Raw genomic sequence first — 13,231 nt, forward strand, 5'->3', positions numbered from 1 at the left:
TTTATCCGCACCAGAGCGACGTGTTTGGTTCTGTCTACGACCTTGTATTGAGTCTAGAAGAACGCGGCATCAGGCGCCGTGCTCGAGGGGCGGTTGCTGGAGTTATGCACAGCGGATTGCCTGTGGAGAAGGTAGCGATCAAGCCCACTGCAGGAGTGAGCCTGCTCGCGAAAAACGCAAGGCAATCAACATCTGCTGTTGAATGAGCACCGTCATACTGCAAACAGCCTGAGAGGGATAATCCCCCGCTCCCACGCTATGCATGGAAGCGGGGGAAAACCCTTAACCAAGCTCACCACAGAAAATATCGGGATTGCCATCGGCCGGGCTTGTCCGCATCACCAGTGCGTATCCGCCGGACCGCAGCGAGTCATAAGCCAAAGGCACGCTCTTCCAGAGTTGGATGCCCGCCTGCTCGTTGAAGTTGTCAGCCACGATGCGATTGAGTGAATAGGCCGGCTTGGCCTCGTGCCTGGCGCAGCTTCCCGAGTAGATATAGGTATACAAGTGCGCCGGAATTGCAGTGCCATTGGGTACACCGCCGACGAACAACGAGAGCGCCGTCTCACTACTGCTCAAGGGGGTCAGAATGGCCTGAGCGATATGCCCGGCATTGTAAGTAGTTGCAATCAAGGGAACGGCAACGATTTGCTTCGGGGCTGCACCAACCACGCAGATCCATCCTGCCGCTACCAGCAACGCCAGCGAAGTTACGACCTTCATCGTAAAACCTCCCGCCTTGTAAGGGCTCGTTGAAGAGATCCCCCACTGAATTTTAGTCAGCTGTACAAATCCTGAGGTTATTCGGATGGTCGGTCCAATAGCCATTGGGTTGTAGCAAACCCACTGTAGGAGCGAGCTCGCTCGCGAAAAACGCAAGACATCCATATAGCCCGCTGAATACCCCGGCCACCGCAACCAAGCCCGCTCTCACAGCGTCACGTCTGACTTTTGAAACCAAAAACCATTCTGGCGCCTCGCCCACTACCCCTCAGCCTTAGCCCCCGTCCGCTTGGACGCCAGCTCAATATCCCGTTCCCGCGTCAGCACCTTCACCGCATCATCCACCAACGCCTTGCTCATCGAGGTCAAATAATGCGCAGCCCAGGCGTGGCGGTCGGTGTCTGTGGCGTAGGTAGCATCCTCGGTGAGCGACTTGGCCAGGAACAGAAAATCAGAAGCCATCGATAACGCATCGCAGAGGGGAACGCCGCGTGTGACGTGGAATAGAGGTTGATCGGAGCAGTAGATGGCGGGGGTTAAACCGATGGTTTTGAGTTCGGGTTTTTTGGTCATTGGCCACCTCCGAGGATGGAGAGGCAATGGGGGAGGGCGTTACGCGATTGGGAATTGTTTAGAGGGGAAAGCCAAATTTCAAACGGATTTATCTTGGTCATGGTCAACATCCTTGATTTGAGGAGCTGCCACGAGCCTTCTCACGGGCTTGGGTGACAGCCGTGCGCGGGGTGAGAAACCGGCAATCAAGGCAACCGGTAGACCCGAAGGTCTCCCACGCACAGCCGCCATAAAGCCATATCGCAGACGAAAAAAAACGCCACGATAGGTTTTGGGGCGCTTTGCGCCTTGATTGTTTCGGGCTCTCACACCCGGTCGCTGAATTGGCAGCGACGGTGGAAGGGTAACGTGCAGCTCCTTATATCGCAACCGTTGAACGTATCAATCCCAAACCTCTTCTTCTGAAGCATTTGCTTCGCCCCATTTATGGTGCTGCTCTTTAATATAAGGGGAATGGAATCCTGTCTTTTATAGAGAGTGATTCACTTGTGTTTAGTCCAAGCCTTCAGGGAAGTTTTGCTTCATTCCAGAGATTAAGCAATTAACTAACATGGAGTACTGCCCGCCTGGCCCAGCTTCATTTGCCTTAAGGTTTTCCAATATTGCCTTTTTCGCAACGAGCGGAATATCATGGCGGAAAATAGTTTCAAATACGCCCATTACCTTTTTTATGGTCTCGTTTCTCATTTCCACAAGAGCAGTGCGATTAAGGTCGAATATGGAAATGCTGTTGACTCCCATAGAAGTTCCTAGCGCAAATACCATAGGGCCAGCAAATAAAATGTGCTCGTCGGGATTGTTGATGTAGGGGTCAATTATGTGCTCAAAAAATGGATCTCGATTTGACTTGTTTTGGTTACATATTTCACATGCGAGAGTCAGATTTTCCCACTCAAACTGCTTAGAAGGGTCCAGTGATTTCGGGAAAATGTGCTCGACATCGCCGTGGTGTATATGTTTTAACTTGCTTTCACAATACGCGCATTTTTCGCTCGTTTCTTTCTCTAAGGCTTCTTTGATTTGCTTGTGTCTATAGCGACTTTTTTCGGTTGCGGTCGGCTCGGTGCCAGACTTAAGTTTTTCTAACAGTGTCGCCGTCCAAGTAGGGCCATTTTCTATAAGTACATTAGGCTTTGGGGTTTTTGATAGTTTAATCATTTGTTATCCGCCGCCATTTTTAAGGCCTCGGGAAAGTACTCGCTTAATCCTGCGTCGAAGAGATTTTTTCTGAGTGCTTCGAGCCCTTGTGAAGTAAGGCTTGCAATAGTTAATTTGCTGGTGATTTCCCTTAAATCATCCTCTGCCCATTGGGGGAGTGTTACGGGGACCCCAAGCACATCTCTTAATATCTCATTCGCAGTTGCGGCTCGAGTGTCAAGATCTAGTTCTACGGAAGATACACGGAGTTGACTGAATTTTTCACCTGAATTCGAACTGTCTTCTGTGTCATATTTCAATGCATGTACAATACTGTCCTTGATTGAAGACACCATAAATGGACTGTGTGTAGCCACAATGAATTGTGCTTTTGGGAAGGCTTTTGCTAATCGTCCTAGTAAGCTTCTCTGCATGGATGGGTGGAGGTGGTTTTCCGGTTCGTCAAGAAGAACAACGAAATTCTCCTTGTTGTGAGAATAGAGGAATATCTGCCATGCTAAATCTATTATTGACATAAGGCCGCCGGATGCTGCGTCAATCATAAACTCGCCAGAGTGAGTAACTAGAACAACATCCGGAATTCTAACGCTTATATCTATAAAGCCGATTGATGGAGGCAGGATGTCTATTAGTATTCTTTTGAATTCTAAAAATAATTGTTCCAGTGCTTCATCTTTTTGTACGTATTGATTGCCCGCTCCAAACATTGCTAAAGAAATTAATGTTTCTTTCATTCTATATATAGGAGAGAATTGTGTGTGGCCGTTATGGTACCTCGATATGAGTTCTTGGTTGTAGGTTTGGTATGCTTGTTCAGCGCCGATGGCACTAGTAGGGATAGATGCGATTGTTTGGTAGTTTTGTAGTGGGCGATGCGAATTTATAGTTAGTCCAAGTACATGCTGTTGGCCCCTTAGTTCAGTATGATATGCAGCGCCTGTTATCTCGGGTACATGAATGGATGCCTGTTCTCCATTGTCATAAAAAATCATGCCAACTTGATTGGTTGGCTGTTGTATTTGATCTCTATTCGAGGGGCGACGAAAAATACCTGTACCGTAACTGAAAGCCACATCTCCGGGTTTTCTTGTGGGAGTGGACAGTAATGCCATTTGCCACCCGAAATGTTGAGAAAGTAGTCGTAGTAAAGTGGTCTTACCAGCGCCGTTTGCACCTGTAATAATGGTCATTTTATGGTGGAAGGTGAGATCTATATTTGAAAATTGTCGCCAGTCGCTGATAGCCAATCTTGAAAATTTCATGTGTTAAATGCTCATGTTCAATTAGTTTGTTGGGGGTCTATAATTGTATGTGCTGGCTATGGTTGTCTGCTGGTTATCTACAGTAATCCTTCAGTTGTGTTTTTTATTCTGAAACTCAGGCAGCATTAAGCAGATATGACAGGGGCGCAGTTCGGTTTTTTTTTTTTTTTTTTTTGCTGTGATGGCGTTTTCCTACTAATCCTAGATAAGCTACATTATTGCGGCAAGCGCTTGTGGATTTTTTGGCTAAAAGTCGAATGAAAAAAGATGGCGGATTAATTCCTTCAGAAAAAGTGGGGTGGATTTGTTACTTTAATGCAAATAAATCTCTCCCCTTTCTCTTTGTCCACTTTCTCTTTTCTTCGTTATCTTTAGGAAGTAATGGGTGGCATTGTCGGGTTGCACATCTTTTACCATTTGTTGCATAAATAAATGATTAACGGTGGTTTTCGCCATTTGTGGCTATGGCAAGACCGGAAAGCCTGGCTGTCCACGTCAGTGCAAGTAGCCCAGTAACGATGCCAACTCCCAGCCAGAAACCTTTTAGTAAACAAGCTAAGAGTGCAAATGGCACTATCAAGCCGCCAAATCCAATTACGCCTACGAACGCCCAGAATCCGCCCCAGAGAGACCATGTTGTTAGTAGGCTAAACAGGAAAAGCTGAAGGCCAAACACAAATGACGCTATGTAAATCCCAGCGCCTGTGTAGATGCGGAGTTTCTTAAATAGTGATAGTGGCAAAAGTATGAGTACTATAATGGCAACACAGATCCACGCTAGCGTGCTGACCCAGGGAATTACGTATTTGGCTGTTTTTGCCAAGCCTATAAAGAAAATTGCTGGTAGCGAAAGAAACGCTAAGAAAATGACAATTCCAAATGTAATGCTTCCAACACTCTTGATTAAATTACCCATTTTAGCCGTCCTTTGGGTGTGTGTCAGTTAATTTGTGTTGTTATCTTCTATGTGTTTCTTGGTTAATAACTTTAACGAAGGGAAGAATTCGAGATATTGCCCCATGCCATATATCATTAATAAACCAAGTAGCGATAATGCATATTTGGTCTGCACAGCGAAAAAAAGTCCGTCCTCGCAAGAAGGTGTTAGCTGCCAGGCAAGTTTTTCATCGCAGCCAAAAGATAAGTTGAATAGGGGCATGCCGTTGGTGAGGCTCCAAAGTATGCCGCCTCTAGGTTCATAACCAGTTGATAAGATCAATGCGAGAATAATAAGCACGAAGCTTATTGCGATTGTGAATATCCCCTCTTTTTTCGACTGGCTAACGTCCATTCCCTACTCCGGGTTGTGTCTCGCGTATTGGGATGATGCATCAGGTGCCATCATTTTGCCAATTCACTTTCGAGGGAGAAGCAGTTTTCCAAACCAACCATAGGAGGCTGGAGGGAGTGGCAGGTCGATAAGGAGAAGAAAGGGGGGCGGTCTCTCCAACTTCCGAGAAAAGGAGAAAAAGGGGGCGGATTTATTATTGGAAAAAATGGATAGTAGCGTCGGCGGCGTCCTACTATCAGACGCACTAGCTTTTTAAGCCACCTGCCTCATTCATTGGATGTCTTTCAGATAGTCTTTAAGCGCGATGAGCGGACCATCAAGCTGCTCCATCGTCTGAATACTGGCCAAATCACCCGCCAACCTCCCCAACACCCCCCCCCACCGCTTATCCACACCCCCAACAGCCTCCAGCGCCAACCCCACACACTCACCCACCTTCACCTGAATCCCCTCAACATCCCCTCGGCGCACCAGCAACTCAAACACATCCCGCTGGTAATCACCCATGACCAAATCATCCCGCAAAATCGGGCTCTGACCTTCCGACTCATAAGCCAGCTTGAGGGAGAAGAGGGCGACGGTTTCCAAGTGCAATTCCATGGGTGGGAATCCTTGATGAGTGTCTTACTGACCGAGGGGTGTGAAGATCAAAAAAATCGCTGGCAAGCCAGCTCCTACACAGGGCGGTGGGGTGTCAGGTGCTTTTCTGCGGGCGAAAAAAAAAGGCCTTGCAAAGCAAGACCTTTCTTAATTTTGGTGCCCCGAGGGAGACTCGAACTCCCACTCCTTTCGAAAACGGATTTTGAATCCGCCGCGTCTACCAATTCCGCCATCAGGGCTCAATGGCCGCGAAGTATAGAGATGAGATAACCGTCGGTCAATCAGGTACATAGAGAATTTTTGATATTTCGGCTAGACTTCCCGGCCCTGCTAGACGAACCCCATCATGCGCGTTGCTGACTTTACTTTCGAGCTCCCTGATTCGCTGATCGCCCGCCACCCGTTGGCCGAGCGTCGCGGTAGTCGCCTGTTGACCCTGGATGGGGTCAGCGGCGCCCTGGCACACCGTCAATTCACTGATTTGCTTGAGCATTTGCGCCCGGGCGATTTGATGGTGTTCAACAATACCCGGGTGATTCCGGCGCGGCTGTTTGGCCAGAAGGCTTCCGGCGGCAAGCTGGAAATCCTGGTGGAGCGGGTGCTGGACAGTCATCGCGTGCTGGCCCATGTGCGCTCCAGCAAGTCGCCGAAACCGGGGTCGAAGATCCTGATCGACGGCGGTGGCGAGGCCGAGATGCTGGCGCGTCATGATGCGTTGTTCGAGCTGGGGTTTGCCGAAGAGGTGTTGCCGCTGCTCGACCGCGTCGGGCACATGCCGTTGCCTCCTTATATAGACCGCCCGGACGAAGGCGCGGACCGTGAGCGTTACCAGACCGTCTACGCCGAGCGTTTGGGCGCGGTGGCGGCGCCGACGGCGGGGCTGCATTTCGATCAGGTGCTGATGGAGGCGATTGCCGCCAAGGGCGTCGAGACGGCGTTCGTGACCCTGCACGTTGGCGCCGGCACGTTCCAGCCGGTGCGCGTGGAGAAGATCGAAGATCACCATATGCACAGCGAATGGCTGGAAGTCGGCCAGGACGTGGTGGATGCGGTTGCCGCCTGTCGCGCTCGCGGCGGTCGCGTGGTGGCCGTGGGGACCACCAGCGTGCGCTCCCTGGAAAGTGCCGCCCGCGATGGCGTGCTCAAGCCGTTCAGCGGTGATACCGACATCTTTATCTACCCGGGCCGACCGTTTCATGTGGTCGATGCCCTGGTCACCAATTTCCATTTGCCTGAATCCACGTTGTTGATGCTGGTCTCGGCGTTTGCCGGTTATCCGGAAACCATGGCCGCCTACAAAGCCGCCGTCGACAACGAATACCGCTTTTTCAGCTACGGTGATGCGATGTTTATCACCCGTAACCCCGCACCACGTGGCCCTGAGGACAAAGAATGAGTCGCCAATGTCGTATGTCGTTTGAGCTGCTTGCCACCGATGGCAAGGCTCGCCGTGGTCGCCTGACCTTCCCGCGCGGTACCGTCGAGACCCCGGCCTTCATGCCGGTGGGCACCTACGGCACGGTCAAGGGCATGCTGCCGCGGGATATCGAGGCCACTGGCGCTGAAATAATTCTGGGCAACACCTTCCACCTGTGGCTGCGCCCGGGCACGGAAGTGATCAAGAAGCACGGCGACCTGCACGATTTCATGAAGTGGAAAGGCCCGATCCTGACCGACTCCGGTGGTTTCCAGGTGTTCAGCCTGGGCGCGATGCGCAAGATCAAGGAGGAGGGCGTGACCTTCGCCTCTCCGGTCGACGGCGCCAAGGTGTTCATGGGTCCGGAAGAGTCGATGCAGGTCCAGCGTGACCTGGGCTCGGACATCGTGATGATTTTCGACGAATGCACGCCGTACCCGGCCGATGAAGACGTCGCTCGCGTATCGATGGAGTTGTCGCTGCGTTGGGCCCAGCGCTCGAAAAACGCCCATGCCGACAACACGGCGGCGCTGTTCGGCATCGTTCAGGGCGGCATGCACCAGGATCTGCGCATGCGCTCCCTGGAAGGCCTGGACAAGATCGGTTTTGACGGCCTGGCCATCGGCGGTCTGTCGGTGGGCGAGCCCAAGCATGAAATGATCAAGGTGCTGGATTATCTGCCGGGCCAGATGCCGGCTGACAAACCTCGTTACCTTATGGGCGTTGGCAAACCGGAAGATCTGGTTGAGGGTGTGCGCCGCGGTGTGGACATGTTCGATTGCGTGATGCCAACCCGTAATGCCCGCAACGGGCATCTGTTCATTGACACAGGCGTGATCAAGATCCGTAACGCGTTCCATCGCCATGATGATTCGCCGCTCGATCCGACCTGCGATTGCTATACCTGCCAGAACTTCTCCCGCGCTTATCTGCATCACCTGGACAAGTGCGGCGAAATGCTGGGAAGCATGCTCAATACCATCCATAACTTGCGCCATTATCAAGTGCTTATGGCTGGTTTGCGCGAGGCTATTCAACAGGGTACATTGGCCGCCTTTGTCGATGCCTTCTACGCCAAACGCGGGCTTCCCGTGCCGCCTTTGGACTGAGTTTTCTGACCCCAAGATTCAACATTTGCAACTGGAGTGCTAAATGAGCTTTTTTATCTCTAATGCCATGGCAGACGCTGCAGCACCTGCGGCAGCCCCTATGGGCGGCGGCTTTGAGTGGATTTTCCTGGTCGGCTTCCTGGTCATCTTCTACCTGATGATCTGGCGTCCACAGGCCAAGCGCGCCAAAGAGCAGAAAAACCTGCTGAGCAGCCTGCAAAAGGGCGACGAAGTTGTGACCACCGGCGGTATCGCCGGCAAGATCACTAAAGTGGCCGACGATTTCGTCGTTCTGGAAGTTTCCGACACCGTCGAAATGAAATTCCAGAAAGGCGCCATCGCTGCCACGCTGCCAAAAGGCACGCTCAAAGCGATCTAAGTTTCAACTTCATATTCAATCGACGGGGCGCGCAAGGCGCCCCGCGTCATAAACGGGCGGCGTGATGCTGAACAAATATCCTCTGTGGAAATACATTCTGATCCTGGCGGTGCTGGCGGTCGGTCTGATTTATTCCGCTCCCAATCTTTACCCTGATGACCCGGCCATTCAGGTCAGCGGTGCAAGCACTGCGCTGCTGGTCAATCAGGCTGATCTGGATCGTGTAAGCACTGCGCTCAAGGAATCCGGAATCAACGTCAAGGCTGCCACCCTGGCCGCCAACGGCAAGGGCGGCCTGATTCGCCTGACCAAGGCTGAAGATCAGCTGCCGGCCAAGGACGTTGTACGCAAAGCATTGGGTGATGACTACGTCGTTGCACTGAACCTGGCACAAACCACCCCGCAATGGCTGCGCAACCTCGCTGCGCACCCGATGAAGCTGGGTCTGGACTTGTCCGGTGGTGTGCACTTCCTGCTGGAAGTGGACATGGAAAAAGCCCTCGATGCACGCCTGAAAGTCTACGAAGGCGACGTCAAGAGCCTGCTGCGTAAAGAAAAGCTGCGCTATCGCAGCCTGCCGCAGCTCAACGGTGCCATCCAGCTGGGCTTCACCGATGAAGCGACCCGCGAACAGGCTCGTACCATCATCCGCAAGAACTTCAACGATTTCGACATTGTTCCGGCCGACCTCAATGGTCAACCGGTGCTGCGTCTGGCGATGACCCCGGCCAAGCTGGCGGAAATCCGCGAATACTCCATCAAACAGAACCTGACCACGGTACGTAACCGCGTCAACGAGCTGGGTGTTGCCGAACCGATCGTTCAGCGTCAGGGCGCCAACCGCATCGTGGTTGAGCTGCCGGGCGTGCAGGACACCGCCGAAGCCAAGCGTATTCTCGGCAAGACGGCCAACCTGGAGTTCCGTCTGGCTGCTGAGCCGGGTGCTTCGAAAGCCACTTCCGAAGAATTCGAGTTCCGTGAAGGCAAGCGTCCTCCGGCGCTGATCGAGCGTGGCCTGATCATCACTGGCGACCAGGTAACTGACGCCAAGGCTGGTTTCGGCGAGCACGGTACACCGGAAGTGAACATCCGTCTGGACGGTCACGGCGGCGAGCTGATGAGCCGTGCGACCCGTTCGAACGTCGGTCGCAGCATGGCGGTGATCTTCATCGAACAACGTCCGGTCACCACTTACACCAAGCAAGTGGTCGATGGCGTCGAGAAAGACGTGGCGGTGCAGTCGTTCAAGGAAGAGAAGAAGATCATCAGCCTGGCGACCATCCAGTCGCCGCTGGGTGCCCAGTTCCGTATTACCGGCCTGAACGGCCAGGGCGAGTCGTCCGAGCTGGCGCTGCTGCTGCGTGCCGGTGGCCTGGCGGCTCCGATGTACTTTGCTGAAGAACGCACCATCGGCCCAAGCCTGGGTGCGGACAACATCACCAAAGGTATCGATGCATCGTTGTGGGGCATGCTGTTCGTCTCGCTGTTCATCATGGCTATCTACCGCTTCTTCGGCCTCATCGCCACCGTCGCGCTGGCGGTGAACATGGTGATGCTGCTGGCCCTGATGTCGCTGCTGGGTGCCACGCTGACCCTGCCGGGTATCGCCGGTATCGTGTTGACCATGGGTATGGCGGTCGACGCCAACGTGCTGATCTTCTCGCGGATCCGTGAAGAGATCGCCGCCGGCATGACCGTGCAGCGCGCAATCAACGAAGGCTTCGGCCGGGCGTTCACTGCGATTCTCGACGCCAACCTGACCACCTTGCTGGTGGGCGGCATCCTGTTTGCCATGGGCACAGGTCCGGTCAAGGGCTTCGCAGTGACCATGTCCCTCGGGATCTTTACCTCGATGTTCACGGCCATCATGGTGACCCGCGCGATGGTCAACCTGATCTTCGGCGGTCGTGACTTCAAGAAGTTGTGGATTTAAGGGGCTGCCATGTTACGTACAATCAACTTCATGGGCGTCCGCAACTTTGCGTTCGGCGTCACATTGTTCCTTACCGCACTGGCAATCTTCAGTGTCTTCCACAAGGGCATGAACTGGGGCCTGGACTTCACCGGCGGTACGCTCATCGAGCTGACCTACGAGCGTCCGGCCGATGTCACCAAGGTGCGTGAGCAACTGGTGACCGCGGGTTATCACGAAGCCATCGTGCAGAACTTCGGTGCGACCACCGATCTGCTGGTGCGCATGCCTGGCGAAGACCCGCAACTGGGTCACCAGGTGGCTGCAGCCCTGCAAAAGGTCGGCGGCGAGAACCCGGCGACGGTCAAGCGTGTCGAGTTCGTCGGCCCGCAGGTGGGTGAAGAGCTGCGCGACCAGGGCGGCCTCGGCATGCTGATGGCGCTGGGCGGCATCCTGATCTACCTGGCTTTCCGCTTTCAGTGGAAGTTTGCGGTCGGTGCGATCGTGTCCCTGATCCACGACGTGATCGTGACCATCGGTATCCTGTCGTTCTTCCAGATCACCTTCGACCTGACGGTGCTGGCGGCGGTACTGGCGATCATCGGTTACTCGCTCAACGACACCATCGTGGTATTCGACCGGGTTCGCGAGAACTTCCGTGTGTTGCGCAAGGCCAGCCTGATCGAGAACATCAATATCTCGACCACGCAAACCCTGCTGCGGACCATGGCGACCTCGATCTCCACCTTGCTGGCGATCGCGGCCCTGCTGTTCTTCGGTGGCGACAACCTGTTCGGCTTCTCGATTGCCCTGTTCGTCGGTGTCATGGCGGGTACTTACTCGTCGATCTACATCGCTAACGTGGTGCTGATCTGGCTGAACCTGAGCACCGAGGATTTGATTCCTCCTGCCAATACCGAGAAGGAAGTCGACGACCGTCCTTGAAGGAAGCTTCCTTCAGCGATGTAGTCCGAAAAAGGCGCGAGTTGAACTCGCGCCTTTTTTTATGCTCCAAGGCTGGGAGAAGCGCGGGTTTATCCCGTATGTGATGGTCAGGAGGTTCATGTGAACAAGTCGATGCTGGTTGGTGCTGTACTGGGTGCTGTCGGTGTGACTGCCGGGGGTGCTGTGGCCACCTACAGCCTGGTTAAAAGCGGCCCGGAGTACGCACAAGTACTCGCCGTTGAGCCGGTCAAGACGCAAATCAAGACTCCACGTGAAGTGTGCAAGGATGTAACGGTCACCCGGCAGGCGCCGGTGAAAGATCAACATCAGATCGCCGGTACGGTGGTCGGTGCATTGGCGGGTGGATTGCTGGGTAACCAGATCGGTGGCGGTACCGGCAAGAAGATCGCCACGGTCGCGGGTGCTGTTGGCGGTGGTTACGCCGGCAACAAGGTGCAGGAAGGCATGCAGGAGCGTGATACCTACACCACGACCCAGACCCGTTGTAATACGGTGAATGACATCAGCGACAAGGTTGTCGGTTACGACGTGCGGTATTCGCTGGACGGCAAGGAAGGCAATGTGCGCATGGATCGTGATCCGGGGAACCAGATCCCTGTGGATAAAGAGGGCAAGTTGATCTTGTCGGATAATCAGCAGGCTCATTGATCCGCTGAAGTCAGATTCAAGAAGAAGCACCCTGCGGGGTGCTTTTTTGTGCCCGGATTTATGCGTCACCGCGGATCTTCTGTAGGAGCGAGCTTGCTCGCGATGAACCGCAGAGCACCGCGGGGTGCCAGGCTTCCCGCGTTATCGTTGACGACCATCGCGAGCAAGCTCGCTCCTACAGAGAGCGCAAAGGTGAATCGCAGGCATAAAAAAAGCACCCCGAAGGGTGCCTTTTTCTTTCGCTTGGGCGCTTAGCGCTTCAGCGAGGCCGGCAGGTGCGGCTGGATCGCCGTCAGCACTGCCTTGAAGCATTTGGTGTTGCCGGCAACGACGTGGCCTTTCTCAAGGAAGTCGTGGCCGCCGGTGAAGTCGCTCACCAGGCCGCCTGCTTCCTGGATCAGCAGGGCGCCAGCAGCCATGTCCCACTCGGACAGACCCGACTCCCAGAAGGCGTCGAAGCGGCCTGCGGCCACGTAGGCCAGGTCCAGGCTCGCGGAACCTGCGCGGCGGATGCCGGCAGTCTGGCCAACCAGGGCGCGGAACATGCCCAGGTAGTTGTCGAGGTTGTCCATCTGGTCGTCACGGAACGGAAAGCCGGTACCCAGCAGGGCGCCGTCGAGGCTGGTGCGACCGCTGACGCGCAGGCGACGACCGTTCAGTTGAGCGCCGCGACCACGGCTGGCGGTGAATTCTTCCTGGCGAACCGGGTCCAGAACAACGGCGTGTTCCAGGCGGCCACGGTATTTGCAGGCGATGCTGACAGCGAAGTGAGGAATGCCGCGCAGGAAGTTGGTGGTGCCGTCCAGCGGATCGATGATCCACAGGTACTCTTCGCCTTCGATGCCGGTGCCGGCGTGCATGCCGGTTTCTTCACCCATGATCGAGTGGTTCGGGTAAGCCTTGCGCAGCGCGTCGATGATTTTCTGTTCAGCGGCGCGATCCACCTCGGATACGTAATCCTTGGCGTCTTTTTCGTCGACCTTGATGGTATCCAGGCGCTCGATGGAGCGGAAGATCAATTCACTGGCGCTGCGGGCGGCGCGCAGCGCGATATTCAGCATGGGCTGCATGGATGTGTCACCTAAGGTTGTTAAAGAAAGCCGGGCATTCTATCAGAAAGTTTCTACAGGAGAAGGACGACGTTCGCTTTCATGGCTTAACGGTAGTGGGCGCTGTAAGATTCTGCTCCCGAT

General features: G+C 54.2%; 14 protein-coding genes and 1 tRNA gene. 6 read left to right on the forward strand and 9 right to left on the reverse strand.

The features are described from left to right. Positions 1-282: 282 nt before the first annotated feature. The 8 genes from ACEN8E_RS04310 to ACEN8E_RS04345 form a co-directional block, all read right to left on the reverse strand. Complete coding sequence (locus tag ACEN8E_RS04310; protein WP_495591575.1) at positions 283-723, reverse strand: hypothetical protein; 441 nt, start codon at positions 721-723, stop codon at positions 283-285. Between the two features lie 261 nt (positions 724-984). Next, positions 985-1,296: a DUF3077 domain-containing protein gene (locus ACEN8E_RS04315; protein ID WP_495591576.1), complete on the reverse strand. Its 312-nt coding sequence runs from the start codon at positions 1,294-1,296 to the stop codon at positions 985-987. Between the two features lie 492 nt (positions 1,297-1,788). Continuing rightward, positions 1,789-2,454, reverse strand: coding sequence for an HNH endonuclease (locus ACEN8E_RS04320; protein WP_495591577.1), 666 nt, complete (start codon positions 2,452-2,454; stop codon positions 1,789-1,791). Further along, positions 2,451-3,716, reverse strand: a complete 1,266-nt coding sequence (locus ACEN8E_RS04325) for an AAA family ATPase (protein WP_495591578.1) — start codon at positions 3,714-3,716, stop codon at positions 2,451-2,453. The genes ACEN8E_RS04320 and ACEN8E_RS04325 overlap by 4 nt, the downstream gene beginning before the upstream one ends. Before the next feature lie 436 nt (positions 3,717-4,152). Further along, positions 4,153-4,632 carry a hypothetical protein gene (locus ACEN8E_RS04330; RefSeq protein ID WP_495591579.1) on the reverse strand — a complete coding sequence of 160 codons (480 nt, stop codon included), beginning with the start codon at positions 4,630-4,632 and terminating at the stop codon, positions 4,153-4,155. A 27-nt stretch (positions 4,633-4,659) separates the two neighbouring features. Next, a complete protein-coding gene (locus tag ACEN8E_RS04335) occupies positions 4,660-5,007 on the reverse strand; it encodes a hypothetical protein (protein ID WP_495591580.1) in 348 nt (115 codons plus the stop codon). A 270-nt stretch (positions 5,008-5,277) separates the two neighbouring features. After that, positions 5,278-5,607 carry a hypothetical protein gene (locus tag ACEN8E_RS04340; RefSeq protein WP_495591581.1) on the reverse strand — a complete coding sequence of 110 codons (330 nt, stop codon included), beginning with the start codon at positions 5,605-5,607 and terminating at the stop codon, positions 5,278-5,280. A 154-nt stretch (positions 5,608-5,761) separates the two neighbouring features. Then, positions 5,762-5,846 (reverse strand) — tRNA-Leu (locus ACEN8E_RS04345). A 107-nt stretch (positions 5,847-5,953) separates the two neighbouring features. Between ACEN8E_RS04345 and queA the strand changes: the two genes are divergently transcribed. The 6 genes from queA to ACEN8E_RS04375 all read left to right on the forward strand — a co-directional run bounded on the left by queA (position 5,954) and on the right by ACEN8E_RS04375 (position 12,038). Further along, on the forward strand, positions 5,954-7,003 hold the full coding sequence (queA, locus tag ACEN8E_RS04350; protein ID WP_008020244.1) for a tRNA preQ1(34) S-adenosylmethionine ribosyltransferase-isomerase QueA: 1,050 nt from the start codon (positions 5,954-5,956) through the stop codon (positions 7,001-7,003). A 14-nt stretch (positions 7,004-7,017) separates the two neighbouring features. After that, positions 7,018-8,133: a tRNA guanosine(34) transglycosylase Tgt gene (gene tgt / locus ACEN8E_RS04355; protein WP_162130437.1), complete on the forward strand. Its 1,116-nt coding sequence runs from the start codon at positions 7,018-7,020 to the stop codon at positions 8,131-8,133. A gap of 43 nt (positions 8,134-8,176) precedes the next feature. Further along, positions 8,177-8,512: a preprotein translocase subunit YajC gene (yajC, locus tag ACEN8E_RS04360; protein ID WP_007956696.1), complete on the forward strand. Its 336-nt coding sequence runs from the start codon at positions 8,177-8,179 to the stop codon at positions 8,510-8,512. Positions 8,513-8,576: 64 nt separating this feature from the next. Further along, a complete protein-coding gene (gene secD / locus ACEN8E_RS04365) occupies positions 8,577-10,445 on the forward strand; it encodes a protein translocase subunit SecD (protein ID WP_495591582.1) in 1,869 nt (622 codons plus the stop codon). 9 nt (positions 10,446-10,454) lie between these two features. After that, on the forward strand, positions 10,455-11,369 hold the full coding sequence (gene secF / locus ACEN8E_RS04370; RefSeq protein WP_429366100.1) for a protein translocase subunit SecF: 915 nt from the start codon (positions 10,455-10,457) through the stop codon (positions 11,367-11,369). A 120-nt stretch (positions 11,370-11,489) separates the two neighbouring features. After that, positions 11,490-12,038 carry a glycine zipper 2TM domain-containing protein gene (locus ACEN8E_RS04375; protein ID WP_429366099.1) on the forward strand — a complete coding sequence of 183 codons (549 nt, stop codon included), beginning with the start codon at positions 11,490-11,492 and terminating at the stop codon, positions 12,036-12,038. A gap of 251 nt (positions 12,039-12,289) precedes the next feature. On the opposite strand, the gene suhB is transcribed toward ACEN8E_RS04375, so the two are convergent. Beyond that, a complete protein-coding gene (gene suhB / locus ACEN8E_RS04380; RefSeq protein ID WP_007982736.1) occupies positions 12,290-13,108 on the reverse strand; it encodes a type III secretion system regulator SuhB in 819 nt (272 codons plus the stop codon). Positions 13,109-13,231: the final 123 nt, after the last annotated feature.

This window comes from Pseudomonas sp. Pseusp9 (assembly GCF_059491265.1).

What these genes read in the sequence shown, in the direction of transcription:
- ACEN8E_RS04310 (WP_495591575.1), bottom strand. Translation starts at nt 723, where the DNA reads ATGAAGGTCGTAACTTCGCTGGCGTTGCTGGTAGCGGCAGGATGGATC.
- ACEN8E_RS04315 (WP_495591576.1), bottom strand. Translation starts at nt 1,296, where the DNA reads ATGACCAAAAAACCCGAACTCAAAACCATCGGTTTAACCCCCGCCATC.
- ACEN8E_RS04320 (WP_495591577.1), bottom strand. Translation starts at nt 2,454, where the DNA reads ATGATTAAACTATCAAAAACCCCAAAGCCTAATGTACTTATAGAAAAT.
- ACEN8E_RS04325 (WP_495591578.1), bottom strand. Translation starts at nt 3,716, where the DNA reads ATGAAATTTTCAAGATTGGCTATCAGCGACTGGCGACAATTTTCAAAT.
- ACEN8E_RS04330 (WP_495591579.1), bottom strand. Translation starts at nt 4,632, where the DNA reads ATGGGTAATTTAATCAAGAGTGTTGGAAGCATTACATTTGGAATTGTC.
- ACEN8E_RS04335 (WP_495591580.1), bottom strand. Translation starts at nt 5,007, where the DNA reads ATGGACGTTAGCCAGTCGAAAAAAGAGGGGATATTCACAATCGCAATA.
- ACEN8E_RS04340 (WP_495591581.1), bottom strand. Translation starts at nt 5,607, where the DNA reads ATGGAATTGCACTTGGAAACCGTCGCCCTCTTCTCCCTCAAGCTGGCT.
- queA (WP_008020244.1), top strand. Translation starts at nt 5,954, where the DNA reads ATGCGCGTTGCTGACTTTACTTTCGAGCTCCCTGATTCGCTGATCGCC.
- tgt (WP_162130437.1), top strand. Translation starts at nt 7,018, where the DNA reads ATGTCGTTTGAGCTGCTTGCCACCGATGGCAAGGCTCGCCGTGGTCGC.
- yajC (WP_007956696.1), top strand. Translation starts at nt 8,177, where the DNA reads ATGAGCTTTTTTATCTCTAATGCCATGGCAGACGCTGCAGCACCTGCG.
- secD (WP_495591582.1), top strand. Translation starts at nt 8,577, where the DNA reads ATGCTGAACAAATATCCTCTGTGGAAATACATTCTGATCCTGGCGGTG.
- secF (WP_429366100.1), top strand. Translation starts at nt 10,455, where the DNA reads ATGTTACGTACAATCAACTTCATGGGCGTCCGCAACTTTGCGTTCGGC.
- suhB (WP_007982736.1), bottom strand. Translation starts at nt 13,108, where the DNA reads ATGCAGCCCATGCTGAATATCGCGCTGCGCGCCGCCCGCAGCGCCAGT.